The organism is Chryseobacterium camelliae, from assembly GCF_002770595.1.
GTDB lineage: Bacteria > Bacteroidota > Bacteroidia > Flavobacteriales > Weeksellaceae > Chryseobacterium > Chryseobacterium camelliae.
In genome coordinates this window covers 4,004,679-4,031,427 of record NZ_CP022986.1, presented here as the reverse complement: position 1 = coordinate 4,031,427, position 26,749 = coordinate 4,004,679, and the positions used below count along the sequence as shown (strand labels likewise).

Sequence of the window (26,749 nt, the reverse complement as noted above, 5' to 3'; positions counted from 1 at the left end):
ATTTTTATCAATAAAAATAAAAAGTCTCCTCAATTGAGGAGACTTTAAAAATTCATTATAATCAGTTTCTATTCTTCAATAAAATCCAGCCTGTTCGTAGTTCCAGCTTTTTACTTGCCGGGTTTTCCCACTGTACCCGATACCAGTAGGTTCCTGTAGGCTGACTAATTCCACGTACGGTTCCGGTCCAGAACGTTTCTGCTTTGGTAGCTTTAAAAATCTCCTGACCATACCTGTTGAAGACAGAAGCAGCGAAATTGTTGTACTTGCTGATTCCGGCAAAGTCTACAAAATCATTTTTACCGTCATCATTAGGGGTAATGGCATTGGAAATAACAAAAGTGAAATATTCCAGTACCGTGCTGCACTCCGCGTCTTTTACTCTTACCAGAATCGTGTAATTGGTATTGTTCAGCAGATTGTAAAAGATATTGGATGACTGCCATGTCACGCCTCCGTCAACGGAATATTCCAGTACTCCGCCGGTAGGATTTGTTGCTGACAAGGTCATTGTATGATTTTCATAGGTAATGTTGGTAAACTGAGGCAGCGTGGGATTAATCAGCTGAGCCGAAAAAGTTTTTGAACACGTTCCATTGTTGATGGTCACCGTATAAGTTCCGGGTACATTGGTAGAAATAGTCTGTGTAGTGGCTCCCGTACTCCATAAATAAGTGTAACCAGGTCCTGATCCTGCATCCAGTACTCCCGTGTCTCCTTTACAAACGTAAACATTCTGTAAGGCAGAACTGATCGCCGGAACCACCTCGATTGTGATGGTAGCAGGATTAATAGAGGTACATCCGTTTCCGCCTAGGGCATATACAGAATAAGTGGTCGTCACGGTAGGGGTCACCACCTGAGTATTCCCGTTTCCTGGAAGTCCTACCCAGTTGTACGTCACTCCTCCGGAAGCTGTTAAGGTAACTGAGTCACCCGCACAGATTTTAGTTGGCGAAGCTGAAACCGTTGCCGTTGGCGGCCCTACAATTACCGTCACCGTAGCAGGATTGGCAGAAATACATCCGTTAGCACCTACTGCATATACGGAATATACTGTGGTTGTGGTTGGTGAAACTACCTGAGTGCTGCCGTTGCCCGGAAGTGTTGCCCAGTTATAGGAAACCCCTCCAGATGCTGTTAAAGTAACCGATTCACCAGCACAGATCTGTACTGCCGAAGAGGTAACCGCGGCTACTGGAAGCGTTTTGTTTTCAGTTACGGTAACCGTCTCCGTATAGGTACAGTTCAGGTTGCCGGGCTGAGATACATTGGATACGGTGAGCGTATAAGTCCCTCCTGCATTAACTACAGGAGTAAGGTTGTTGGCTCCCGAAACAATATTCCCTCCGGCAGTAGTCCATGCTATGGTAGAACCCGCAGGAATAACGGAGGCGGATGCATTAAGCGTAACCTGGGATGTTGTACAGGTAATAGTCTGCGGAGCTGCTATCGTAAGTGTTGTTGCTGCGGTTTTTAGAAGCTGTAAACTCACAACATAACTACAGCCCCCGTTTTTGACCAGGACATAGATGGTCTGGTTACCGGCGCTGGAAAATGCATTAGGATTGGTAATCGTATTTGCATTTCCGGCATTGGCATCTGCCTGATTGATATAATACGCAAAAGTAACTCCTGCAGCTGTTGTGATCTGTGGCTGGGCCGAGGTAAGGTTATAATTGATAGGACCCGGCTGGTAACATTGAAGGAGAACGGCATTCTGAACCGTTATGGGCTGGGAAACCTCAATGGTAATCGTAGCCGGATTCTGGGATGCGCATCCATTTGCGCCTAATGCTGTCACGGTATAGGTAGTCGTTGCTGTTGGCGTTACGGTCTGGGTAGCCCCATTTCCGGGTAAACCTGCCCAGGTGTACGTTGTTCCTCCTGAAGCGGTTAACGTTACCGTTTCTCCGGCACAGATTGTTGTCTTGGAAGCAGTGACGGTTGTTACGGGAGGCGCACTGTCTCCTGTCACTGTAATATTTGCCGTACCTGTACATATGGTATTGCCGGGCTGGTACGTATTGGAAATTGTTAGTGTATAGGTTCCCGCGGCGTTCACTACCGGGTTCAGCGTATTTCCGCCTGAAATGATATTTCCTCCCGTGGTCGTCCAGTTGAACACCGATCCGGAAGGATATACGGAAGCTGAAGCATTTAAAGTGACCTGCTGATTGGTACATGTAAGTACGCCCGGAGCAGCAATGGTAGCCGTAATCTGCGGCGCTTTTACCAAGGTAAGCTCTGCTACTTTTGCGCAGAACCCGTTTTTCACCGAAACATACACTGTCTGTCCTGCACTCTGAAATGCGGCAGGATTGGCAATGGTATTAGCGTTTCCGGCAATGGCATCTGCCTGGTTGATATAATAGGCGAATGTTGCACCCGGAGTAGTACTGATGGAGGATTGCGCCGTGGTCAGGTTGAAGGTGGCATTTCCCTGTACAAAGCATGAGGTCAGGGTAGCATTCTGAACTGTAGGCGAAGTTCCGCCAACAATGGTAATGCTTGCCGTTCCGGGACATGAATTCCCGGGTATGAATACCTGGACTGTATATTGTCCTGGCTGGGTTGCCGTATAGCTGGGATTGGTTGCCCCCGGTATTGGTGTGGTTCCGAGAAACCACTGGTAGGTTGCATTCGGCACCTGGGTGGAAGCAGTAAATGTCTGTGGTGTATTATCACATACATTGATGGAAGAAGGCAGCTGGACACCCGCAGCATCCAACAGCTGAACACCGATATTAAAGGAGCCGGCTTCCAGGAAAACGCCTGAATCATAGTTGGAATCCTGATAATCAGCCAGAACCATTTTAAAATGATAAGCAACACCGGGAGTAACAGTCGCTTTTGCCGTAAGAGGAATGGTACGTCCGCTGAAATTGGTTTCTATATTGGCGGTATTCTGTCCGCCGAAATACTGTGCATTCTTGGGACCGCAGGAATAACTGGCAGGAATAATATTCGTAACACTTACCGGGCCGGCACCATTGGGCAAAACGGCAAGGTTGGTATAGGCACCTCCTGAAACAGGCCTTAATAACAGCGCAAAGCCATCTGAAATCGTACACGGGAAATTGCTGTCATATTCTTCGGAAGCAAATATATACCGGAAAGAAACTTCAGTGGAGGTAGGAACGAAGTCAAATTCAATATAGGTAGCATCCCGTAAGCTGCTGTTAGGGACATTAAGGGCTGCTGCAAGATCCGGATCTCCGGTTGTCGGCAAGGCATCCCCGAGGTTTCCGGACTGGAATGTATTCCCTGCCTTTCTGGCCTGCCCTGTAATCAAGACAATCCCTTTTTCAAATGGAAAACCGGTGGTTCCTTTATTGAAAAAGCCCCAGCTCCTGGTCGGGTTATCAGCGGCTAAATTAGGGGAAACGTTAACGTTGCTCACATTGGCTGTAGAACAGGTAGAACCGCCGGTGATCAGGACATCCTTTACCAGCTGGCTAATATTAAAGGAAGACTCCGGATAGTTGGGCGTATTAACGTCTATAAAAGTTCCGGCTTTCATAGTAGAAGCTGTAGGCTGAATCGTCCGGTTCTGCCTTATCTGTGAAAAGGCTAAATGCCCCGTAAGAACTAAAAATAAAGCTAAAAGTAGACTTCCTGTTCTTCTATTTAACATTTTTATATTGTTTTAAACAAAAATACTATTTTTTTTGATTGAAATTGAATTTCAGACAATTTGTATGATCATCCGAATCAGAATAGAGGTACAAATCTGTTACTTTCACAAAATAAAAAAGACCAACCTGAAGGTCGATCTTTTTGTATTTTTTATTCCATGTTCTTCAACAGGATCCATCCGGTATGCACCCTGATCTGCTTGCTGGCAGGATCTTCAAATGCTACCTGATACCAGTAGGAAGAAGTCGGGAGGCGTTTGCCCTGGAAATAACCGTCCCAGTATGGCCGAATCTTTTCTGCTTTATATACTTCTTTTCCGTAACGGTCAAATATACTTCCTTTAAAGTTATTGTACTGGATGATTCCCCTGAAATCGATGATATCATTGATATTATCACCATTCGGCGTAATAACGTTCTGCATGACGAATGTGAAATATTCCAGGAAGCCTACACAGCTTGTTTTCTTTACGCGTACCCTGATGGAGATTACCTTATTCCTTGGAACATTGGTGAACCTGTTGGAATCCTGCCATGTCAGTCCGTTATCAACAGAGTATTCCAATGGTCCGTTGCTTGGATTGGCTGTGGTAATCGTCATATCCCCTTTCTCACTGTAATCCACTTTGATGATGGATGGTGGGATGGCCAATAGTACCTGTGTCGTATATACTTTACTGCAGACCCCGTTACTGATGGTCACTGTATATGTTCCAGGTGTTGCTACCGTAATGGTACGTGTTGTAGAACCTGTATTCCATGAATAGGTATAATTAGGTCCGGCTCCTGCATCCAGGGTAATCTGATCACCGGCACAGATCATTCCTCCTGAAACGTTTGAAGTAATGGCAGGAACGACTTCTACAGTCACAGTAGCTGGCTGTGCAGATTTACATCCCTGTACACCGATAGCATAAACCGTATAGGTTGTCGTCTGGGTAGGGCTCAACGTCTGGGTAGCTCCGGTCACGGTAGTACTGTTGCTCCATTGGTATGTAGCACCTCCGGCAGCTGTAAGGGTCACAGATTCACCGGCACAGATCTTTAATTTTGTTGAAACAAGCTGTGCAATAGGAGTTGCCTCTTTTCTTAATGTAAGGGTTACCCTTTTGCTGCAGAATCCCCCGTTGGAAACCACCACGTAAAGCACCTGGCCATCGGTACCGTTGTAACTGGCTACATTAGCAGTAGTAAGGTAATTATTATTCTGGGCTACCGCATCTGCCTGGTTTACGTAGAAACGTACCACTGCTCCCTGAGTGGTCGTGATTAAAGGGATGGCATCATTCAGGTTAAAGTTAAGGTTATTCGGAGTGGTACAGATTTTCAGTGTAGCATCCTGCGCGGCCGGAGTCGTTCCGGCAACAATGGTAATGGATGCTGAACTCGGACACTGGTTTCCGGGTACTGAAACTTTCACCTCATATACTCCTGGCTGGTTAGCCATATAAGTTATGCTGGTTGCTCCACTGATTGCTGCGCCGTCCTTATACCACTGGAAGGTCATGCCGGGAACGGTAGCAACCTGAGCTGTCAGGTTCTGTGGGGTATTGTCACACATATTAACCGTGTTCGGCAGAATTGCTCCGGTAGCATCTACGATCTTTATTCCAAGGTCAAAAGATCCTCCCTGAAGGAAAACCGCAGAATCATACCCCTGATCTCCGGCATCTGCCAGAACCAGTTTGAAATGATAGGTAATTCCGGGAGTAACATTTGCAATAGCCGTTAAAGGGATTGTCCTTCCGTTATAGTTAGTCTCGATATTGGTAGAATTTAATCCTGCAAAATACTGGGCATTGATAGGTCCGCATGAAAATCCAGGTCCCGAAGGTACAATATTCGTTACACTTACCGGTCCGGCTCCTCCCGGAAGAACAGCAAGATTGGTATAGGTAGCACTACCTGCCGGCTTAAGCAATAAAGCAAAAGCATCGGAATATCCTGAACATGGGAAACCTGCCGTGTATTCTTCTGATGCAAAAATATAATTGAATTTTACCTGGGTTGAATTCGGAACGAAATCAAATTCAAGTGCTACGGCATCATTAAGAGGCTTAGATGGATTGGTCGCAGCAACAAGGTCAGGATCACTCTGATTCAAACCGATCTGTCCGCTCAGTGTACCTGTTTCCAAAGTATTTCCTGCCTGTCTTGCATATCCTGTCGTTAAAACAATTCCATCGTTAAAGGGAAAGCTGGTCGTCCCTTTGTTAAAATATCCCCAAAACCTGTTGTTATCCGTTACCGGCTGATTCGGAGAAACCGTAACATTGGTCACGTTCGCTGTAGTACAGTTGGTTCCGCCGTTAATGAGGATGTTCTTGACAAGTTGTTCCGGAGTATAGTTGGAAGCTGCATAGGGTGCAACATTGACGTCAATAAAGGCGCCTGCTTTCATACTTTCAGAAGTTGATTTTTCTTTCTGTGGTTTTCTCTGTGCTTTCTGTGCCAGCACAGATGTACAGGAAAAAAGCAATACGAAAAGGAAAAGATAGTTTTTCACTCTATAATCTATCATTTTATTACAGTTTGGTCAAAAATACTATATTTTTATTTAATATTTATTCAAAACCATAATAAATTATATGATTAACAAAGACAGCTACACTATCCTGTGTAATTTTGTTAAAATAAAAATTCTACACGAATGCTTGTGAAGCAGTAAAAATTATCTGCTCTTTACATACTATTATTTAATATTCTAAGGTTTCCAGCCCGTTACGGAGAATTGAAACTGCAACAAAAAAAATCTAAAGATGAGCAGAAGACTGCTTTTTTAAAGACCGTCCTTCGAGTCTTTCTTCAGGCCATCAATCATATCCTGGAGTTCCTGAATCTTATCTTTAAGAGCTTTGATCTCATTTTTATTGGAATTGACATTACTTCTTAGCATCACATTTTTAGCCCGTTCATTGTGGTCATCCTCTTCTTCCTCTTCGTTGATTTCTTCAATATCTTCCTGGATATCTTCAATATCTTCATTAATTTCCTCGATGTCTTCGCTGATCTCCTCAATATCTTCCTGGATGTCTTCAATATCTTCGCTGATCTCTTCGATATCTTCCTGGATATCCTCTATCTTTTCATGGCTCTTATTAACGGACATCTGGATAAAGATGGCCAGGTAAATAGCTTCCAATGAAACTACCGTAGTGAGGATCAGGAGCATTTTATCAAACTCCACCAAGCCCAGCAAAGGCAGCAGGAAAGAAATGATAAAAAATAAGGTATGGGCAATAAGGGACGGTATAGAACCGATCCACCAGGTGATTCCATTGGCTATTTTTTCAAGCACTTGCTTATTTTCTGTGTAATTTTTCATCTTTATCTTTTTATAGCAATTCCTTGGTCACTCCCAGTCCGAACAGGGCAAAATCATATTTCGCAGGATCATTTGGATCAAACTGCCGCACCATACGGTCAAGCTCTTCTACTGTTTTCCAGTCGTTCTGTGTACGGAGAATAAGGCCAAGTTTCCTGGAAACATTGCCCGTATGAACGTCCAGCGGTATGGAAAGATGTTGTGGATCGATCTGCTTCCAGATCCCGAGATCCACTCCCCTTTTGTCTTTGCGCACCATCCACCTGAGGAACATGACAATCCTTTTGGCGGATGAATTTTTATACGGTGAACTCACATGCTTGTGGCTCCGGTGTTTTTCAGGCTCCAAAAAGCCAGTCCTGAAGCGCTCGATAGAATGAAGGAAATTGGATTCGTCTTCATTAACTAAAAAGAGATTTTCCAGGCTTTCGTATTCTTTATACATCTTATTGAACTGCCGTATGAAATAGGCAAAATCCTCTCCGTTGAATGTCCTGTGGATGTTTATGCCGTGAAGATCAACCAGGTCTTTCTCCGAATGGTTCATGACAAAATCATAAGGAGAATTCCCCATGATATCCAGCATTTTGTCTGCGGAACGCAGGATAGCTTTTCGGTTGCCCCATGAAATGGTTGCGGCCAGGAATCCTGCAATCTCAACATCCTGCTTCAGGGAAAACCTGTGCGGGATCTGTACAGGATCATCATTAATGAAATCTGCATTATTGTACCGGTCTGCCTTTTCGTCAAGGAAGTTTTTCAGTTCTTCAAAGTTCATTACCATCATTAAATTTTCACACATTCAAGGGCTTTGGGCAGATAGGTATTCGGAAAGATATTCCTGGCCTCATCTGTGAAAACGGTCAGGTCTGCATACCGGTTGGAGAAATGTCCCAGGATAAGTTTTTCCACCTGTGCTTTCTGCGCTATGGTCGCCGCTTCAATCGCCGTTGAGTGTCCGGTATAATCAGCCATCTCTTTCAGGTCATGCAGGAAAGTGGATTCATGATACATCACAGTTACTCCCTCAACGATCGGAATAATACTTTCCAGATATCTCGTATCACTGCAGAAAGCATATGAAACCGGAGGTGCAGGAGCTGTAGTAAGCACCTCATTTTTCAGGACATACCCATCACTCAGTACAAAATCTTTTCCTGCCTTAAGGTGGTGGTAATCACAAACCTCAATCTCATTGTATTTGGCTATTTCCTGCATATTCAGATGCCTTTCCTTAGGCTTTTCCTTAAAAAGATAGCCGTTACAGTAAATCCTGTGGTCCAGCGGAATAGTATATACCTCTACCTTATTATCTTCATAGATCTTTTCAGAATAGTTCTTATCCAGCTCGTGGTAGACCACCTCAAAACCACGATGGGTTTCCGTAATGGTAAAAATCGTCTCCAGCATTTTCTTGATGCCTTTGGGACCGTACACATGGAGCGGAGTTTCTCTTCCCAGCAAGCGGAATGACGCAATAAGGCCCGGAAGCCCGAAGCAATGGTCACCGTGAAGATGCGAAATAAAAATATGGTTGATCCTTGAAAATTTAGCTTTGGCTTTTCTAAGCTGTACCTGTGTCCCTTCCCCACAGTCGATCAGGAAATGCCGTTCCTCCATCTCCAGCAGCTGAGCGGTTGGTGATGAATTAATCGTGGGAATGGCAGAATTAAAGCCTAATATGGTTAAATACGTACTCAAATCAATAATTTATGATCGGTAAACCCTCAGATACAAATCTTTTGAAGGCACCGAATTGTTTTACAAATTGCTGTTGTCAGATTTCAGGAAGTCAAGGAACAGGTCCAGTGCCTTTTTACGGTGGCTGATCCTGTTTTTGTCTTCAGGATTCATTTCCGCAAAAGTCATTCCGTATCCTTCCGGAACGAAAATAGGATCATATCCAAATCCTTTGAATCCTTTATTTTCCAGAAGAAGATTTCCGTACACCCTGCCTTCAAAATACCGCGCTCCCTGATCATCATAATAACATAAAACCGTGATGAAATAGGCTTTCCTGTTTTCAATGCCTTCCATTTCGCTCAGAACCCTGGCGATATTTTTGGCAAAATCATGGTCTCCGGCATAGCGGGCGGAAAAAATTCCGGGCCGTCCGTCGAGAGACTCCACAACGAGTCCGCTGTCATCTCCCAGGCTTGGAACCCCTGTTTTTTCAAAGCAGTATTTCGCCTTGATCAGGGCATTGGCATTAAAAGAATCGCCGTCTTCCACTATTTCCTCCTGGATACCATAATCCGTGAGGCTTTTAACTACAAAATCATGTTCCAGTATCTGCTGGATTTCTTCTTTTTTATGCTGGTTATGCGTAGCAACCAATAATTCCATATGTAATTTTTAATCTATTATCCGGCCATGGATCTTCCCGGATGCATTTTATCCCGGTGAACATCTGGCTCTTTTTTTTAAATTTCAGCGTAATGCACTTTGTATTTTTCCACGAAAAGGTAACAGAAGACCGAAAACAGGACAATCCCTGCGGCCAGGACAACCCATTCGGAGACATGCAGTGCCTGTGAAAAGCTTTCGCTGTCGGTATACATCATCAGGAGGCATGAGCACAGATTATTAAAACCGTGCAGCAGCATCGGCAAAAGCAATGATTTGGTTTTGAAATAAACGAGCCCCAGGACGCTCCCCAGAAGAACCGCTCCTGCAAATTGCCACGGATTTCCATGCACAAGCCCGAAAATCAGTGATGTATATAGTATTGCCTTCCAGGGTTTCACCCCTTTGTTCATGAGGCCTTTCTGGATTATTCCCCTAAAAATGATTTCCTCGAATACCGGAGCCATGATCACTGTCATCAGCAGCATCGCCGCAGGATCATCCGTCAGCTGGTCCATCAGCTGGTTGAAAAATTCGTAATATTTCCCGAAAAAAGGGCCGGTAACCGGAATCTGTGACGTCACAAATTCCCCGATAAACATCATGCCCAGCATCATCGGGAAGATCAGGAGATACGTATAAAAATTGGCAGGTGAAAAATTGAAGTTCAGTTTTTTCTTTGTGGATGGCCTAACGATAAAAAAATCGAAAAAGGCGATAGCCGTAACGAACCCGGCTGCATTGGTAAGCATCAGAAACCACTCTTTATATTGCAGGCTGGTTTTAAATGCAAACATCCAAACCACATTCAATACGGAAATGAACATCGTTCCTGTAAAGAACCCTATCAACAAAGCCAGTCCCCCGATCCAGGTAAAAGTAAATTTAGGATATCTGCTGTTTTCCATGCTTGGTGCGAAAATTTATTAAAAGCAAAGATAAGTAATTTGAGGCTTACGAATTACCGGCAGCCCTGTCATCAGCCGATGCTTTTCAATTTAATACCACATTTAATGCAGAAAACGTATGGAAATCGGCTTAAAATTACTGTGTAGATGAAATTGATTTTCAAATTCAATTAAAAATCACGATTTTTGCAAACTCAAAATATGCTATGTCAGACTTAATCAAAGAAATACAGAAAAGAAAAACGTTCGGAATCATCTCCCACCCGGATGCCGGTAAAACAACGCTTACGGAGAAACTCCTTTTATTCGGGGGGGCGATCCAGGAAGCGGGTGCCGTAAAATCCAATAAAATAAAAAAGGGGGCTACTTCCGACTTTATGGAGATTGAGCGTCAGAGAGGGATCTCTGTAGCTACGTCTGTACTTGCTTTTGAGTATAAAGGCCATAAGATCAATATCCTCGACACGCCGGGCCACAAGGATTTTGCCGAAGATACTTACAGGACGTTAACCGCTGTAGATTCTGTGATTGTGGTGATTGACGTTGCCAAAGGGGTTGAGGAACAGACTGAAAAACTGGTCCAGGTGTGCCGTATGAGGAATATCCCGATGCTGGTCTTCATCAATAAGCTTGACCGTGAAGGAAAGGATGCCTTTGACCTCCTGGATGAAGTGGAACAGAAACTAGGGCTGAATGTAGTCCCTCTTTCCCTTCCGATCGGTATGGGAAGTGATTTCCAGGGCATCTATAACATCTGGGAAAATAATATCCAGCTATTCCTGGAAGAAAGAAAACAGAAAGTGGGTGAATCCATCACCTTTGATAATATCAATGACACCTCTATTGATGATGCGATAGGCTCAAAAGCTGCACAAACCCTGCGTGACGAACTGGAACTGGTGCAGTCCGTTTACCCTGAATTCAACCGTGAAGATTATATGAAGGGGGAACTTCAGCCGGTATTTTTCGGATCAGCGCTGAATAATTTCGGGGTTCGCGAGCTTCTGGATGCATTCATTGAAATAGCTCCGATGCCACAGCCTAAAGAAAGTGACATCAGGATCGTAAAACCTGAAGAAGATATCTTTACCGGTTTTGTATTTAAGATCCACGCAAATATGGATCCTAAACACCGTGACAGGCTGGCATTCGTAAAAATCGTTTCCGGTACATTCAGGAGGAATGAAAATTACCTGCTGGTACGCGAAGGCAAAAAGATGAAATTCTCTTCGCCGAATGCATTCTTTGCGGATAAGAAAGAGGTAGTGGACGAAAGTTTCCCGGGAGATATTGTCGGGCTTCACGATACCGGAAGCTTCAGGATCGGCGATACCCTGACCAGCGGTGAAAAATTAAGCTTTAAGGGGGTTCCGAGTTTCTCTCCGGAACATTTCAGGTACATCAATAATGCAGATCCGTTAAAGGCCAAGCAGCTGGCAAAAGGAATTGACCAGCTGATGGATGAAGGGGTTGCCCAGCTGTTTACCCTTGAGATGAACAACAGGAAGATCATCGGGACTGTAGGAGCACTTCAGTACGAAGTGATCCAGTACCGTCTGGAGCATGAGTACGGCGCAAAATGTACGTACGAACCTTTATCCATGCACAAAGCATGCTGGGTGGAAGCGGATGAAAAATCTGAAGAATTCAAAGAGTTTTCAAGGCTTAAGCAGAGGTTCCTGGCCAGGGATAAGTACAACCAGCTTGTATTCCTTGCCGACTCTTCATTTACGATTCATATGACACAGGAAAAATTCCCAAATGTGAAGCTGCACTTTATCAGTGAATTTAAAAATGCATAATTAATATTGGCTGCTTATTGAAGCAGCCTTTTTTATTCAAGCGCATTATTGTATTTCTTTTTGTTTTCTTCTGCCATTTTCCGGTATGCAGGATTATTGATTTTACCATGATACGGATCATTCATATATTCTTTTCTTTTTGAACGGTATTGTTCTTTTGAGATCAGTATTCCTTTTTTATGCGCTATCGGCACTGTCTTTTTCTGAATGGAGATCAGTTCAAAATCTATGTAACCATGCATTTCAGTGATTTGTAAGATCAGGCCCGGCAATCCCCTGAATTTATAGGGCCCGTCACTGATCGGAATATCATAGGTGAACCAGGCGGAGAATTTTTTACCTCCTATAGTTATTGTTGCTTTATGGCACGTGTAACCCCCGATAACAGCAGCCGTGTTATAATCTATCTCCCACTTCATTTGATCAGGACTTGCAAAGGTATAATAATTCTGTCCTAAATAATTTGAAATATAAGTATGGTTCTGATCCTTGTACACATTATGCCTTACTTTAGACCGGGGAAGCATTCCCGGATCAACAATATTTCCTGTTTTCACTGCATCCTTTAATTTTTTTCCGAAGCCGTCTACCGCAGCTTTATAGTTTTCACTGTAGTATATGGATTGCTTTCCGTTGGTCAGCAATACCATAGGTTCTGATAGTACAGATGAGCGATCCAAGGTATCTTGCATAAAAGTAAAATTATACCTTACTTCTATATCAGAAGAATCTTTATTGACCTGGCCCTGGATAAAGCTGAAGCAGAGAAAAGCCATCAATGTTTTCAATAATAGCCTCATAATAGTTAAAATATCATCGTTACATAAGTACTCAAATCCACTGAAAATCTTTAGACATGAGGTTAGAAGAATATAAAACCAAACCCAGCATCTTTTACGTTATTGGATTTTCGTAGCTGGTATGTCCGCAATCCTGATTATTATGCATTTCCCATTCATTGTAAAGACAATCATCAGTATCAAATTCAGAATCGAAAACGGTCTGATACATAGTTCCGCAAACAGTTTTTATAGTAACGAGATAACGAGTTAAACTGAAAGTTTTCTGGTATGCCTCTTCAGATGTTGAATGATTAGAGATATTATTTTTGGCACTGATAGATCCGGCGAAGATGATCGCTGAAAGTAGAACGATTTTTTTCATTGCATTTGTTTTATTGTTTATCTCAAAAATAATTCTTTGCTTTCATAAACAGACATGGAAAAATTGTAAAAATAATGCGGATTTTTTGTACATTTTTTTCTTTAGTTGGATCCTAGAGAAAAGTTGGATCCTAAAGCAGAATAAAATCCTGTCATGAAATTGATGGTTGATTTGCCAAAATCAAGAAAAAAAGAAAAACATACATACATCCGCTGAACAATTTCAGCAGAAATTCAGATGACACCTGAAAAACGGAAGCCTTTTTACCGCATAATGCTTGTAAAACTTTTGTAAAATAAATATAATCAACTGAATCATTGAATATTACAACTTTACCCGGAGAATACATTCCTTTTACAAACTTAAACAGGACATCGCATCTAATTTTACTTCAATAAAAAAATTACGTTATGAAAAAGCTTCTATTATCAGCCGCGTTAGCCTGCACCTGTATTATGTGTAAAAAGGCTGAAGGTACCACGCAATGGGAAAGTCCAGCTTCAGCTGCGGATAGTGCAGTGTCAAACGCTGACAATACCGTAAAAAGTGTTCAAGAGGAAACGGGTGCCATAGCCGATTCGGCCGGAATCCGTATCAGGGAACTGGGTGAGACCAGCCATGAGATCAGGGAAAAGATCGAAACCCAGTCAAAAAGCATTGATTCCCTCGCCGGAAAGATCGCATCCGTAAAACTGGAGTCGGCAAACATAAAAGGAGATTCTACAGAAAAAAGGAAGGAAGAAAAAATTGTGGTGAATGTTTCTGCCCCGAAAGTAATCCGGGAGACCAAAGTTGTTTATAAAAATCAGCCTAAAAAAGAGTCTGTAGAAAAAGCTGCTGCTGACAGGCTGGTAAAAACCGGAACAGTGGAACTTACTGTGACGAATACCGAATCTGCAAAGGAAACCGTGAAGGAACAGATACAAAAATATGACGGCTTCATAAAAAGTGAACATATCTCACTCAACAATAATGACAGGAAAATCGCTTATCTCAAAGTCAGGGTTCCGATCCAGAAATTCGATTACCTGATGGATGACCTGAGCTACAATATCGGTAAAGTTGAAGCACAGGGCGTAGAAGTTTCCGGAAAAGATTTCGTACGCAATACCCTTTGCGAGGTGGATATCACGCTGTACGGCTCAGAGAACCATGTTGAAAACACTCAGCCTGACACCCTGGGAGGCCGCTCACTGGCCGCCATGTCTTCAGGATGGGATGCCATCACCTCAGTGTTCCTGTTCATCTTACCCTTATGGCCGCTATTCCTTATTGCAGGTGCCGGGTACTATTTTTATAAGAAAAGAAGCAGTGAAACCCGTAAGGATCCAAAAATTTAATTTTAATAATATTTTAAGGCAAAAATCCGGATTCAGATACCGTTTGTTTTTAATTTTGTCCTATCAATATATATTAAAGTGTTGTGGTTGTAAATGTAAAGGCTCTCCTTCCGGAGAGCCTTTACTGTTTATGGTTGACCTGATATCTCAGGACTGCCTTTTACTTTGCAATGCTTCTTGAGATCACGATTTTCTGGATTTCCGAAGTCCCTTCATAAATCTGGGTGATTTTCGCATCCCTCATCATCCTTTCTACATGGTATTCTTTTACATACCCATATCCTCCGTGGATCTGTACGGCTTCAATAGTGGTATCCATAGCCACCTGAGAAGAATACAGCTTGGCCATGGCCCCAATCTCAGAAATATCCTTACCGGCATCTTTTTCTACAGCGGCTTTATAGCACAGCATCCTTGCCGCCGTAATCTGGGTAGCCATATCTGCCAGCTTGAAAGCTATCGCCTGGTGATTGATGATTTCCGTTTTGAATGCTTTTCTGGTCTTGGCATATTTCAGAGACAGCTCATAAGCTCCGGAAGCAATTCCCAATGCCTGGGAAGCGATCCCGATCCTTCCGCCGTTCAGCACAGCCATAGCAAAATTGAACCCGAAACCGTCTTCACCGATTCTGTTTTCTTTAGGCACCTTCACGTTATTGAAGATCAGTGAATGCGTATCGCTTCCTCTGATGCCCAGCTTATCTTCTTTAGGCCCGATTTCGAAACCTTCCCATCCTCTTTCCACGATGAATGCATTGATTCCCTTATGCTTTTTTTCCGGATCCGTCTGGGCAATGACTACGTAATAGCTTGCTGTCCCGCCGTTGGTGATCCAGTTTTTGATCCCATTCAGAAGGTAATAGTCACCCTTATCTTCTGCAGTCGTCTTCTGAGAAGTGGCATCGGAACCTGCTTCAGGCTCAGATAAAGCAAAAGCCCCGATTACCTGGCCGCTTGCCAGAGGGGTAAGATATTTCACTTTCTGCTCCTCAGAGGCAAATTTTTCAATCCCTGCACATACTAATGAGTTGTTTACGGACATTACCACAGCAGCAGAAGCATCCACTTTTGCGATCTCCTCCATGGCCAGAACGTAAGAAACACTGTCCATTCCTGCTCCTCCGTACTGAGGGTCCACCATCATCCCCAAAAGGCCCATTTCTCCCATTTTCTTCACCTGTTCTGCAGGAAACTTCTGGTCCCGGTCTCTTTCGATAACGCCCGGTAATAGTTCGTTCTGTGCAAAATCCCTTGCTGCCTGCTGAATCATCAGCTGTTCTTCTGATAAATTAAAGTCCATAAAAATTGAATAATTATATGGTCGCTAATTTACACTTTTTGGGCAAATCTGAAAAATAAATGACATTTGAAAATAATACGTGAGATTGGCGGTGTTTTTATAAAAATGCTTATATTTAAAATTCTATAAAAATGCTAAAAAAGTCATGACGATTAAAAGATTATTCGATATTCCTCATTATGCTTTGGAAAAACTTCCTAAAACGGATATGTTCGTTACAAAGTATAATGGAGAATGGAAAAAGACTTCCACCCAGCAGTTTGTGAGTGAAGGCAATAAAATATCCCGGGGGCTTTTAAAACTGGGCATTAAACCCGGTGATAAGATCGCGTTGATCACAACCAATTCGCGTACCGAATGGGCTGTCATGGATCTCGGGCTTTCCCAGATCGGGGTCGTATCTGTTCCGGTATACCCCAATATTTCCCCGGAAGATTATGAGTTCATCTTTAATAACGCAGAAATTAAATACTGTTTTGTTTCTGACAAGGACCTGCTGAGTAAAGTGGTTAAGGTGAAGAATAATATCCCTTCACTACAGGGGATCTTCACTTTTGACAGTATTACCGGGGCAGCCAACTGGAGGGAAGTTCTGGATCTTGGAGAGGATGATTCCACACAAATTGAGGTGGAAGACCTGTCCAATTCCATCCATGCAGAAGACCTGGCAACCATTATCTATACCTCCGGAACTACGGGCAGGCCTAAAGGGGTCATGCTTACGCATCATAATATCGTTTCCAATGTCCTGGGTTCAATAACGCGCATTCCAAAGAAGAAAAGCCTCGATTATAAAGATACCCGTGTGCTCAGCTTCCTGCCGATCTGCCACATTTTTGAAAGGATGCTGTTTTACCTGTTCCAGTACAACGGATTCTCTATTTATTTTGCCGAAAGCATCGATAAGATGGGCGAAAACGTTAAGGAAGTAAAGCCCCATTACATGAGCGTAGTCCCGAGACTGGTAGAAAAAGTATACGATAAGATTTATCATACCGGATCTTCCGCAGGAGGCCTGAAGTCCAAAATATTTTTCTGGGCGCTGGAGCTGCTGAGTAAAAAGAAAGAAGTGTCAAAACCTTCCGGCCTGAAGCAAATCATTGCGGACAAGCTTGTGTTTTCAAAATGGAGGGAAGGCCTTGGCGGTGAAATCATAACACTCGTTTCCGGATCTGCTGCCCTTTCCACAAGGCTCAACTTACTTTTCCAGAATGCCGGAATTCCGATCCTGGAAGGTTATGGATTGACGGAAACCTCTCCGGTGATTTCTGTCAACAGCTTTGATAAGATGAAAATCGGGACGGTAGGGCTGCCGTTAGATAATTTAAGCGTAAAGATCCAGGAAGACGGTGAGATTACGGTTAAGGGACCTTCTGTATTCAAAGGATATTTTAAGAATGAAGAAATGACGAAGGAAGTGTTTACGGAAGACGGGTATTTCAGGACGGGAGATATCGGCCATGTAGACAATGACGGCTTTTTACAGATCACTGACCGTAAAAAAGAGATGTTTAAAACTTCCGGCGGAAAATACATTGCGCCGCAAACCATCGAAAACTTAGCAAAAGCTTCTAAATTCATTGAACAGATCATGGTAGTAGGTGATGGCGAAAAGATGCCATGCGCCCTGGTACAGCCTGATTTCGAGTTTGCCAAAAGCTGGGCGATGCGCAACAATCTTAGCATCGGTACCACCCCCCAGGAAATTGCAAAAAGCCAGGAACTGAAGGACAGGATTGAAAAGGAAATCCATAAAACCAATGAACACCTGGGCAACTGGGAACAGATCAAGAAAATTGAGCTTACTCCTGAAGTATGGACGGTAGAAAGCGGACTGCTGACACCGACATTAAAACTTAAAAGAAAAGCCGTCAAAGAAAAATTCATGGGCCTGTACAATAAGATGTACGGACACAACGGATAAAACGGAAGCCGCTCCTGATGGGGGCGGCTTTTTCCGGCTTCAACCGAATTAATTCCGGATGAAATTTTTCCCTCCATATTTCTGTATAAAAAAAGCTGCTTCAAATGATTGAAACAGCCTTTTTATTGGGATAGATCTTATAACTAGAATTTAATTACAGATTTCATTCTTTCATTTTCTTCCATGACCAATTCGTCGTCCACAAGGATTTTCCCGGAATGCTCATCGATAATAATTTTCTTTCTCTGGGCAATTTCCATCTGTTTCTGTGGCGGGATGGTGAAGAAGGATCCTTTCGGAGCTCCTCTTTCCAGTCCTACTACGGCAAGGCCATTGACAGAGCTGGTTCTGATCCTGTTGTAAGAAGCCAACAACCTGTCGTCAATCTTACCTGCATATTCTTTAGACTGCTCGATAAGATATTCTTCTTCTTTCTGAGTTTCAGCAATAAGCCCTTCCAGTTCTTCTTTCTTGAACTTCAGGTGGTTTCTCAGCTCCTCAATCTTACTGTTCAGTTCATCAAGCGTTTCATTTTTGTGAGCGATTTTCGCACCGAATTCCTTGATTCTCTTTTCAGCAAGCTGAATTTCAAGCTCCTGGTATTCCATTTCTTTACCTAAGGCCTCAAATTCCTTATTGTTCCTTACATTATCCTGCTGGGACTTGTATTTTTCAATAAGGGTTTTTGCATGGTTGATTACTTCATGCTTGGTTTTGATCTGGTCATCCTGATCTTTGATATCCGCATGAAATTTTTCAGCTCTTTTCTCAAGTCCTTCAATTTCAATTTCCAGATCTTCTACTTCGATTGGCAATTCTCCTCTTGTATTTCGGATTTCATCCAATCTTGAATCAATGATCTGTAAATCATATAAAGCTCTTAATTTTTCTTCAACTGAAATATCGTTGGTTTTTGCCATATCTAAAGGAAATAATTTACTGGGTTTGTTTTTTCGCTAGATTTTGAGACTGCAAATGTACTAAATTTTTGTGACAATATTTCAAATAATTGCTGCGTAACCCATTGTTCTGATTCATAATGACCTATATCACAGATCAGCATCCGGGATTCTGCTTTAAAATAGTCGTGATATTTAAGGTCGCCGGTTAGATACGCATCACATTTCGCAGCAAGCGCTGCATGGATACCGTCTGCCCCTGAACCTCCCAGTACTCCCACCCTCTTAATTTTCCTGCCGGTATATGCAGAATGCCTGATCACCTGAAGGCCGAATGTTTCTTTTACCATCATCATAAAATCATTTTCATCCATTTCCTGCTCCAGCTCTCCGAACATTCCCAGGCCGCAATACGGGTGGTCATTGTCCAGCTGATATACCTGATGCGCCACTTCTTCATAAGGATGCGCCTCTTTCATAGCAGCAATAATCCTTCCCTGCTTATAAGCTTCAAAAATAACGGAAACCATGTCCTCATCTGCATTCTCACGGATGTTTTGCTGACCTGAAAACGGATTTGATCCTTCCACAGGCCGGAAAGTCCCATGCCCGTTCACCGTAAAACTGCATTCATCGTAAAATCCTATGCTTCCAGCACCTTCAGCAAACAGAGCCTCCCTTACCTGTCCGCTGTATTCCGAGGGTACGAAAACAGTAAGCTGCTTCAGGTTATTCTTTTTCGGCTGAAGAATTCTGGTGTTTTTTAAGCCCAGCTTTTCACATATCCCTGAATTAACTCCGAACAGATCATTATCGAAAGCTGTATGAACGGCGTAAATAGCCACTTTATTTTCAATGGCTTTCAGCACTGCCCTTTCCACATAATTTTTTCCCGTTAATGTTTTAAGTCCGGAAAAAATAATGGGATGAAAGCATACGATAAGGTTGCAATTCCTCCGGATGGCTTCTTCAACCACAGATTCCAGCGCATCATGGCAAACCAGTATTCCGCTTACGTTCCGTTCCGGCAGTCCGCACAGTAACCCTACATTATCAAAATCCTCAGCCTGCTGCAGAGGAAGTCTGCTTTCTATTTTTAAAATTACATCGCGTATTGTCATTTTATTCTGTATGTTTGTTACGAAAATAGGGATAATTTAAATAAGTAAAAACCGATACATGGAAAGAGAACACAACCTTGTTCCCGAAGATGTGCTGTGGAAGAGGTTCCTGTACAGAATTATTTACCGATCGGATACCCGGCTCGGAAAATTATTCGATATCGTCCTGCTATCCCTTATTTTTGCGAGCACCGCCATCATCATGACGGAGAGCATTCCCAAACTGGGAAAACAGTACCACTATACCTTTCTTATCCTGGAGTGGATTATTTCAATCTTATTCACCATCGAATACTGGATGCGAATTGCCGTGGTAAAGAATAAGAGGAATTATATTTTCAGTTTTTTCGGAATCATAGATTTCCTGGCACTTACTCCTTTTTACCTTAGTTTTTTCTTTCCGGTCACCAAATATTTCCTGATTTTCAGGATGCTCAGGATGCTGAGAATTTTCAGGATCTTCAATCTCCTGGATTTCATGAACGACGGCTACCTGATTGTAAGGGCCCTGAAGAACAGCTCAAGAAAAATTTACATTTTCTTATTGTTCCTTATCATCTTCTCTGTTATCGTGGGCTCCATGATGTTTATGGTAGAAGGCGGAAGGCCCGGATTTGAAACCATTCCGCAATCCATCTACTGGGCCGTGGTTACCGTGACTACCGTTGGTTACGGGGATGTTTCCCCTATTACTCCACTGGGTAAATTTTTTGCGGTTATCCTGATGCTGGCCGGTTATTCCATTATTGCCGTTCCTACCGGGATCGTAACGGCTGAGATGCGCAATAAACGCCAGAACCTGGAAAAGGTCTGTGAGCGGTGCGGAAATGAAGATATTGATGACGATGCCCGGTATTGCAAGCAATGTGGCAAGAAATTAGCTTAGGTTTCAACATCAAATATCTATTAACAAAATACCACAGAATCATGGAACCAACAAAGAAAAACAAGCCCAATACTTTAGTCGTTATCCTTTTCTCTTTAATCGTATTAATGGTTGTCATTTATTTTATACTGGTTACTTTTTTCCCGGCCGTTTTTTCAACATTGAACACCGGTGATCTTCAGCCAGTTCCGGCAAATAAATAATGTAAATTTATCATATACCATGCTTTTCAATAAAGCTGAAAAAACAACAGGGAAGTTTATGCTTCCCTGCTTGCTTTATATCATACAGGTTAAATGACCCCTGTTTACACTTAATTTAAAAGGAAAGAGTCCGGTACAGTACCAGACTCTTTCCTATCAAATATTATTTAATCTTGTCTAAACTTTAGGATGCAGTCTATTCAGAGCCGCTTTCAGTATCAGTTACTTTTTAATTATTTTCAGGGTCTGTCTCGATCCGTCTTTCAGTTCCAGCGTTACCATATACATTCCTGAGCCCAGTTCCCCGGCATGAATGGCTGTCCCCGGATTGGAAATGGTTTTAACCACTCTTCCTGACATATCCGATATGTAAGCAGAGGTTACCTTATCGGCATTTGAAATATGGAATACTTCAGTGAAAGGGTTAGGATATACCTGCATGTCTTTTCTGGATTTTATTGTTTCAGAAGTCCCCAGATTATTATTGGTGATATTAATGGTAAAGGCACCTTCAAGATTATCTGTAAATCCGCTGTAATCTCCTACATTAACATAATACACTGTTCCGGCAGTAGTGTTGAAGGTGATGGTTTCTTCTTCGCCTTCAAGTCCCTGATCTTCCGTACCGTCGCACACCAGACTGCCGCACGTTCCTGTATATACACCGATCTGAGGGTCAAAACTACTTCCGGCAGGCATATTTACAGAAACAGTAAAGTCGTTTCCGTTCCCTGTAAAGGTAAACCAAGTTCCATCGTTCATTTCATTGCTGCATGCCGTAATGAAGCCTGAATTATTAGTAGCCCCTGCTCCATCAGCCTGCACATAGGTATACGGGAATGAAGAAGCCACTAGAGCGCCAGAGCAGCTGTCATTAACAGGCGGAGGCGGTAAAGTGCCTACACAGATATTAAAACTCTGATTGCTTCCTGCACCATAGTAACTGTAAACTCTTATATAATAGGTATCGCCAACGGTAAGGTTGCTCAACACTGCTGAAGCAGGATCTGAACACAGAATACTGGAAAGACTTCCACAGCTTCCGCTGAACACCTGGAAATACGTATCGTTATCGTCTGTAGTGTTTCCTATGGACACCACATTATTGAGGGAAATATGATGTTCGGTAGCCGTTGCTACAAATTTGAACCAGACATCATCATCCGGCTCCCCATAACAAGGATCAGGAATCAATCCGGAATCTGTGGCTCCCAGCGTATACCCCTGGGCCGTACTGCTACAGTTCATATCCGGGTTCACCGTAAGAGCTATAGCTCCTGAACAGTCATCATTTGCAGGAGGCGGAGGTACCGTCTTGAACATCATTTCTGTACAGCCGGCAGATTCGCCTCCGGGACCTACTGCAATAACCCTCATATAATGGTTGGTGTCCTGTGCAAGTGGCGTAGAAGGAGTGAATACATTTGTGGTTACAGATTGCTGGTTCACTACATTTGTTCCTCCCGGCGTTGTTCCTATGGAAACTTTATAACCGGTAGCACCAGGTGAGGCAATCCATGTTATGTTTGGTGAAAGCGGAACTAATCCTGAACTGGCCGAAGGATAAACAATAGTCGGACATGCAGGCAGGCTGCTACCTGTAAGTCCGGCAAAAGTTATTACCGATTTGTAGGATACTAAATTCCCGGCAGGAGGAGAAGCGGGATCAGGGATTATTGTATCGTCCTTGAAATAGATCGAGGATCCTGATGCTCCTTCATAGACATACAAAGTTTCATCATTATCATTCGTATCATATCCCGGGGTATTTTCTCTCGCGGCAAGGACCAGGTTGTCCGTGTTATTATAAGCGAAAGGAGTAGCAAAAGTAACTTCTACCACTCCATTATTATTGCTAATTGTCCCGGAATACACCTGTGTAAGCTGAGATACCGGCACCCAGTCCATATCCGATGAGAAGGAATTTTTAGAGGTATGTCCTAAATAAACTACCCAATCGGATGAGTTGGTTAAAGACATGGATGGGTCCAAATAGAACTTCAACCCTGTAATACTCCCTGCTGCGTTCGCATTGATTTCCTGTTTCGTATAAATCTGCTGTGTATAAGAGTATCCGTAATAGGTACTTACCGGAGCTGCACCGACATCCGTACTTCCCGTTCCCAGATTAATCTGGGCAGATAATGACAGGCTTATCATTAACAAGCATGAAAATAAAATTTTTACCATAAATTTATTAATTAACTATTCTTGTTTTAAAATTACTAATAACTTTCTGTATTGAATGCATAAAATTAAATTTTTAAACAAAAAAAATAGCGGCAATATTGCCGCTATTCATTTTTATGGTATCTGATGATTATTTCTTAATGACTTTGATTGTCTGTTTAGAACCATCTTTCATATCCAGTGTTACCAGATACATTCCTGAATTCAGTTCGCTTAAGTGAAGCGCTTCGGCAGGATTGGCAAAGGTTTTCACTAATCTTCCCGCAACATCAGTTACTGATATTGACTTCACTTTGGAAATGTCAGAAATATGCAGCACCTCTGTAAACGGATTAGGATACACTCTGATATCATTTCTGTTACCGGCAACTTCGGAAGTTCCCAATGCTGCATTGATAATACTGATATCATCTACATAAAGGTTATACTGGTTGGCAGCCGAGTAAGCATTGAACCCGAAATAATAAGTTCCTGAAGCTGTTGGCGTGAACGTGATACTTTCTGTATGAAGGGTATTATCATTGATCGTACTGTAGTCTGCCAGTACGCTGGTCATTCCGGCAACTGTTGCAGAAGTTCCGTATGCTACTTTCATTTTTTCAGTATAGAATGTACTGTTGTTTCCATATTTATATGAAATAGTATATTGTGTACCTGCGGTAAGGGTAAGCCCTTGGGTGAAGAACCATGCATTGGCTGCATTGGTACCATCGAATCCATATTTCAGGACATTGGAGTTGAATCCGGTAATATCGGTAGGTGCAGCTGCTGTTACCCACTGTTTACCTGATCCTGCATTGACTACAGATCCGCAAACCGGTAATGAAGGTACCGTTACATTGTCAAAATTCAAGGTATACGGAACAGTTGTGGCCACACATGCCGTAGTAAAGGATACTGATGATGACCAGATACTCTGTGAACTTCCGCAGTTGGATCTTACCCATACATAATAGGTAGTCCCTGGCGTCAGATTCGGCAACGTAGTCGTTGTACCCGTAACTCCTGTAATGGTAGGAGTTGTTGTAGCTGTAGGCGCTGTTGATGAAGTACTGTAATACACCTGGTATCCGGAAGGTGCCGTTGCAGGCGCTGTCCATGACAGGGTTGCTCCTGATGTAGTAACTGAAGATACACTCAGTGCTGCTGGTTCTGCACATGCAGGAGACAGCATCAGGTTGAAATCATCAAATCCTAAATAATAAGGTGCATAGGTTGTAGCCAATGTCTTAACACCAAAAGTATAGTTTCCTGTTGCAGTAGGAACAAATGTTACTTTCACCTTGGTATAGTTGGTACTTTCTGAACCTCCGGTAGCAGTCTGAGTAGGCGTTAGGAAGGTATTTAATGAAGTAGCTCCGGTAGCAGACTGTGTGCCGTTTACCACTACATCTCCCTGCCATCCGGTAAGACCGTCGCCTACCCAATAGAAGGTAAAGTCATAAGACTGTCCGGCTGTAAGGGCAAATTTAGGCGTCCAAAGATAAGCTGCATTGGTGCTAGGATAATAAATCGTTACATAATTTGGTGCCGACTTAGGATCGTTGTAGGTATTTCCGGCAGTGGTTGCAGAAGTATAGTTTTCCGTAGAGCTATATCCTCCTGCTGTAGAAGCCCAGCATGTTGGAAGTATATTGGCGCCAACAGTAGTCATGGCATCAAAGTTTTCAGACCATGGCAATGTTGAAACAGGCAGACAGTCAGTGGTGAATGTCAGCACAGAAGACCACGCACTCTGAGAACTTCCGCAATTGGATCTTACCCATACATAATATTGAGTAGATGCACTTAAAGTAGCCGGTAAGTTAGCCGTTGTTGATGTTATACTGGCGATACTTGGAGTTGTAGCGGCAGTAGGTGCAGTTGAAGATGTACTGTAATACAGCTGATATCCACTACCTGGCGCAGCAGAAGGAGCAGTCCATGATATAGTAGCGCTGTTTGACGTCACTGCTGAAGCCGCTAATAAAGACGGAGCATCACAGGAAGGAACCAGTTCATAAACCACATCATCAATAAGAACAGAATATGCAGGGCTTCCGGTATGTCTGAAAGCTAAAGTAGTCACTCCTGAAGGAGCTGTAATATTGCTTACTACAAAATTATCTACTGTAGTTGTACTTGTCGTGGTAAAAGTAGATAAATTAACAAATGTGGTAGCATCGGCAGGGTTGGTCAGATACCCTACTTCTATCTTACCTCCTGCAGTTGAGTTGCCTCTTGCCTTGAATCTAAGTCTGTAGTTACCCGACTGCAATGTACTTACAGGCGGCATTGAAACTACAGGCAGCGAAGAAGTGGAAGATGCATAGATATACATATTATTCGGGGAAGACATAGCGGTACTCGCCTGAGTATATGCACTCCCTGCACTTCCTACTTTACCCCAGCACATTGGCCAGTCCGGTGTCGTTACACTGTCGAAATTCTGAGAAAATACCGTTGCAGCTGCACATAAAGTAGAGAATGTTCTTTCTGTACAAGATGCAGATGTAGAGTTTGCATTATATGAATTCAGCGTATAATAATATTTTGTTCCGGCAGCTAAGGCTGATGAGAACGTGTAGGTAGTTACATTCCCTAAATCCTGATTATTCAAAACATTGGTTCCTCCGGCAGTAGTTCCTACAGATAATTTATATCCTGTTGCCCCTGTTACGGCGGTCCATGTGATGGTTGGGGTTGTAGAGAGGCCAAAAGCCCCCAAAGCAGGTGCTGTTACAGTTGGGCACGGAATATTCGCCGTTGTAAAATTATTCTGTGCACATCCTGCAGAAGTTCCTCCGGAGCTGTATGCATTAACAGAATAATAATATTGCTTAGAGTACAGCAAAGGAGTAGTAAATGTATATGAATTTCCAGTCGTGATATCCTGGTTGTTCAATACATCTGTACCACCGGCAGTAGTTCCCACAGACAGCTTATATCCGGTTGCACCGTTTACGGCACTCCAGGATATTGTAGGTGTCACAGAAACACCGGTAGCCGCTGCAGTTGGAGCTGTAATGACAGGACAAGACGGAGTTGCACTCGCCGTAAGACCTACAAGTGTAACAATGGATTTGTTTCCATACTGAGTCCCTGCAGGAAGCGTTCCTGCCGGATCCGGATTGGTAGAGTCATTTCTGTAGTACAACGCTGAATTCGCAGAAGAAGCGTAAACATACATGGCTTCAGAAGAATTGTTGGAGTCATATCCCTGCTTGTTCTCTTCTGCAGCAATCACCAGATTATCAACATTGTTGTAAGCAAATGGTGTCGTGAAGGTTACTTCTACCACCCCTGAATTGTTGGTTACCGTACCGTCAAACACTTTGGTAAGATTGGCTACAGGCACCCAGTCTGAGGTGGAAGTAAAAGAAGTTTTGCTGGTATGCCCGATATAAACCACCCATGCATTGGAATTGGTAAGTGTAGCCGTTGAAGATAAATAAAACTTCAGTCCGGTAATATTACCTGCCGCATTGGCATTGATTTCAGATTTTGGGAAAATCTGCTGTACGTAAGAGTAGCCATAGTAGGTACTCACAGGAGCGGGCCCACTACTTGTACCCGAGCCCAGGGTAATCTGTGCAGACATGGTGGAAACCAGCCACATCATACACATGAGTAGAATTCGTTTCATAAGGGGTAAAAAATTATAATTAGATCACAAATGTAAAAATAAATTTGAGGTATACACAATAAATCATCATTTATATTA

General features: G+C 42.9%; 18 protein-coding genes. 4 read left to right on the top strand and 14 right to left on the bottom strand.

All coding sequences use genetic code 11. The features are described from left to right. Nucleotides 1-61: 61 nt before the first annotated feature. The 7 genes from CGB83_RS18495 to CGB83_RS18465 form a co-directional block, all read right to left on the bottom strand. Nucleotides 62-3,637 (bottom strand): choice-of-anchor L domain-containing protein, encoded by a 3,576-nt coding sequence (locus tag CGB83_RS18495; protein WP_100077161.1) that lies wholly within the window; start codon nucleotides 3,635-3,637, stop codon nucleotides 62-64. A 152-nt stretch (nucleotides 3,638-3,789) separates the two neighbouring features. Continuing rightward, nucleotides 3,790-6,159 carry a choice-of-anchor L domain-containing protein gene (locus CGB83_RS18490; RefSeq protein ID WP_100077160.1) on the bottom strand — a complete coding sequence of 790 codons (2,370 nt, stop codon included), beginning with the start codon at nucleotides 6,157-6,159 and terminating at the stop codon, nucleotides 3,790-3,792. A 258-nt stretch (nucleotides 6,160-6,417) separates the two neighbouring features. Further along, nucleotides 6,418-6,963: a DUF1003 domain-containing protein gene (locus CGB83_RS18485; RefSeq protein ID WP_100077159.1), complete on the bottom strand. Its 546-nt coding sequence runs from the start codon at nucleotides 6,961-6,963 to the stop codon at nucleotides 6,418-6,420. A 10-nt stretch (nucleotides 6,964-6,973) separates the two neighbouring features. Next, nucleotides 6,974-7,741: a TIGR02757 family protein gene (locus CGB83_RS18480; RefSeq protein WP_100077659.1), complete on the bottom strand. Its 768-nt coding sequence runs from the start codon at nucleotides 7,739-7,741 to the stop codon at nucleotides 6,974-6,976. An 8-nt stretch (nucleotides 7,742-7,749) separates the two neighbouring features. Further along, nucleotides 7,750-8,664, bottom strand: a complete 915-nt coding sequence (locus CGB83_RS18475) for a ribonuclease Z (protein WP_100077158.1) — start codon at nucleotides 8,662-8,664, stop codon at nucleotides 7,750-7,752. Between the two features lie 60 nt (nucleotides 8,665-8,724). Beyond that, the gene (rdgB, locus tag CGB83_RS18470; RefSeq protein WP_100077157.1) at nucleotides 8,725-9,309 is read right to left on the bottom strand and encodes an RdgB/HAM1 family non-canonical purine NTP pyrophosphatase; all 585 of its coding nucleotides are present in this window, start codon (nucleotides 9,307-9,309) and stop codon (nucleotides 8,725-8,727) included. Nucleotides 9,310-9,386: 77 nt separating this feature from the next. Next, nucleotides 9,387-10,217 carry a CPBP family intramembrane glutamic endopeptidase gene (locus tag CGB83_RS18465; protein WP_100077156.1) on the bottom strand — a complete coding sequence of 277 codons (831 nt, stop codon included), beginning with the start codon at nucleotides 10,215-10,217 and terminating at the stop codon, nucleotides 9,387-9,389. A gap of 206 nt (nucleotides 10,218-10,423) precedes the next feature. Here CGB83_RS18465 and CGB83_RS18460 point away from each other — a divergent pair, with 206 nt between their 5' ends. After that, nucleotides 10,424-12,019, top strand: a complete 1,596-nt coding sequence (locus CGB83_RS18460) for a peptide chain release factor 3 (RefSeq protein ID WP_100077155.1) — start codon at nucleotides 10,424-10,426, stop codon at nucleotides 12,017-12,019. Between the two features lie 32 nt (nucleotides 12,020-12,051). Here CGB83_RS18460 and CGB83_RS18455 read toward each other — a convergent pair whose 3' ends face one another. Together CGB83_RS18455 and CGB83_RS18450 are read right to left on the bottom strand one after the other, a co-directional pair. Further along, nucleotides 12,052-12,819: a GLPGLI family protein gene (locus tag CGB83_RS18455; protein WP_100077154.1), complete on the bottom strand. Its 768-nt coding sequence runs from the start codon at nucleotides 12,817-12,819 to the stop codon at nucleotides 12,052-12,054. 94 nt (nucleotides 12,820-12,913) lie between these two features. Further along, nucleotides 12,914-13,183: a hypothetical protein gene (locus tag CGB83_RS18450; RefSeq protein WP_100077153.1), complete on the bottom strand. Its 270-nt coding sequence runs from the start codon at nucleotides 13,181-13,183 to the stop codon at nucleotides 12,914-12,916. Between the two features lie 410 nt (nucleotides 13,184-13,593). On the opposite strand from CGB83_RS18450, the gene CGB83_RS18440 reads away from it, so the two are divergent. After that, entirely contained in the window at nucleotides 13,594-14,523 is a 930-nt protein-coding gene (locus tag CGB83_RS18440; RefSeq protein WP_100077151.1) for a DUF4349 domain-containing protein, read from the top strand. A 160-nt stretch (nucleotides 14,524-14,683) separates the two neighbouring features. On the opposite strand, the gene CGB83_RS18435 is transcribed toward CGB83_RS18440, so the two are convergent. Further along, on the bottom strand, nucleotides 14,684-15,823 hold the full coding sequence (locus CGB83_RS18435; protein ID WP_100077150.1) for an acyl-CoA dehydrogenase: 1,140 nt from the start codon (nucleotides 15,821-15,823) through the stop codon (nucleotides 14,684-14,686). A 145-nt stretch (nucleotides 15,824-15,968) separates the two neighbouring features. Here CGB83_RS18435 and CGB83_RS18430 point away from each other — a divergent pair, with 145 nt between their 5' ends. Then, complete coding sequence (locus tag CGB83_RS18430; protein ID WP_100077149.1) at nucleotides 15,969-17,747, top strand: AMP-dependent synthetase/ligase; 1,779 nt, start codon at nucleotides 15,969-15,971, stop codon at nucleotides 17,745-17,747. A 143-nt stretch (nucleotides 17,748-17,890) separates the two neighbouring features. Here the strand turns inward: CGB83_RS18430 and CGB83_RS18425 are convergent, their stop codons facing one another. Continuing rightward, a complete protein-coding gene (locus CGB83_RS18425; protein WP_100077148.1) occupies nucleotides 17,891-18,667 on the bottom strand; it encodes a zinc ribbon domain-containing protein in 777 nt (258 codons plus the stop codon). A 2-nt stretch (nucleotides 18,668-18,669) separates the two neighbouring features. Then, the gene (locus tag CGB83_RS18420) at nucleotides 18,670-19,767 is read right to left on the bottom strand and encodes a Nif3-like dinuclear metal center hexameric protein (RefSeq protein WP_100077147.1); all 1,098 of its coding nucleotides are present in this window, start codon (nucleotides 19,765-19,767) and stop codon (nucleotides 18,670-18,672) included. Between the two features lie 58 nt (nucleotides 19,768-19,825). On the opposite strand from CGB83_RS18420, the gene CGB83_RS18415 reads away from it, so the two are divergent. Continuing rightward, nucleotides 19,826-20,653 carry an ion transporter gene (locus tag CGB83_RS18415; RefSeq protein WP_100077146.1) on the top strand — a complete coding sequence of 276 codons (828 nt, stop codon included), beginning with the start codon at nucleotides 19,826-19,828 and terminating at the stop codon, nucleotides 20,651-20,653. 425 nt (nucleotides 20,654-21,078) lie between these two features. On the opposite strand, the gene CGB83_RS18405 is transcribed toward CGB83_RS18415, so the two are convergent. Next, a complete protein-coding gene (locus CGB83_RS18405) occupies nucleotides 21,079-23,046 on the bottom strand; it encodes a T9SS type A sorting domain-containing protein (RefSeq protein WP_100077144.1) in 1,968 nt (655 codons plus the stop codon). 130 nt (nucleotides 23,047-23,176) lie between these two features. Then, complete coding sequence (locus CGB83_RS18400) at nucleotides 23,177-26,671, bottom strand: fibronectin type III domain-containing protein (RefSeq protein ID WP_100077143.1); 3,495 nt, start codon at nucleotides 26,669-26,671, stop codon at nucleotides 23,177-23,179. Between the last annotated feature and the right edge of the window lie 78 nt (nucleotides 26,672-26,749).

Bases quoted from the DNA above. Each gene is read 5' to 3' on its own strand.
- CGB83_RS18495 (WP_100077161.1), bottom strand. From the start codon at position 3,637: ATGTTAAATAGAAGAACAGGAAGTCTACTTTTAGCTTTATTTTTAGTT.
- CGB83_RS18490 (WP_100077160.1), bottom strand. From the start codon at position 6,159: ATGATAGATTATAGAGTGAAAAACTATCTTTTCCTTTTCGTATTGCTT.
- CGB83_RS18485 (WP_100077159.1), bottom strand. From the start codon at position 6,963: ATGAAAAATTACACAGAAAATAAGCAAGTGCTTGAAAAAATAGCCAAT.
- CGB83_RS18480 (WP_100077659.1), bottom strand. From the start codon at position 7,741: ATGAACTTTGAAGAACTGAAAAACTTCCTTGACGAAAAGGCAGACCGG.
- rdgB (WP_100077157.1), bottom strand. From the start codon at position 9,309: ATGGAATTATTGGTTGCTACGCATAACCAGCATAAAAAAGAAGAAATC.
- CGB83_RS18465 (WP_100077156.1), bottom strand. From the start codon at position 10,217: ATGGAAAACAGCAGATATCCTAAATTTACTTTTACCTGGATCGGGGGA.
- CGB83_RS18460 (WP_100077155.1), top strand. From the start codon at position 10,424: ATGTCAGACTTAATCAAAGAAATACAGAAAAGAAAAACGTTCGGAATC.
- CGB83_RS18455 (WP_100077154.1), bottom strand. From the start codon at position 12,819: ATGAGGCTATTATTGAAAACATTGATGGCTTTTCTCTGCTTCAGCTTT.
- CGB83_RS18450 (WP_100077153.1), bottom strand. From the start codon at position 13,183: ATGAAAAAAATCGTTCTACTTTCAGCGATCATCTTCGCCGGATCTATC.
- CGB83_RS18440 (WP_100077151.1), top strand. From the start codon at position 13,594: ATGAAAAAGCTTCTATTATCAGCCGCGTTAGCCTGCACCTGTATTATG.
- CGB83_RS18435 (WP_100077150.1), bottom strand. From the start codon at position 15,823: ATGGACTTTAATTTATCAGAAGAACAGCTGATGATTCAGCAGGCAGCA.
- CGB83_RS18430 (WP_100077149.1), top strand. From the start codon at position 15,969: ATGACGATTAAAAGATTATTCGATATTCCTCATTATGCTTTGGAAAAA.
- CGB83_RS18425 (WP_100077148.1), bottom strand. From the start codon at position 18,667: ATGGCAAAAACCAACGATATTTCAGTTGAAGAAAAATTAAGAGCTTTA.
- CGB83_RS18420 (WP_100077147.1), bottom strand. From the start codon at position 19,767: ATGACAATACGCGATGTAATTTTAAAAATAGAAAGCAGACTTCCTCTG.
- CGB83_RS18415 (WP_100077146.1), top strand. From the start codon at position 19,826: ATGGAAAGAGAACACAACCTTGTTCCCGAAGATGTGCTGTGGAAGAGG.
- CGB83_RS18405 (WP_100077144.1), bottom strand. From the start codon at position 23,046: ATGGTAAAAATTTTATTTTCATGCTTGTTAATGATAAGCCTGTCATTA.
- CGB83_RS18400 (WP_100077143.1), bottom strand. From the start codon at position 26,671: ATGAAACGAATTCTACTCATGTGTATGATGTGGCTGGTTTCCACCATG.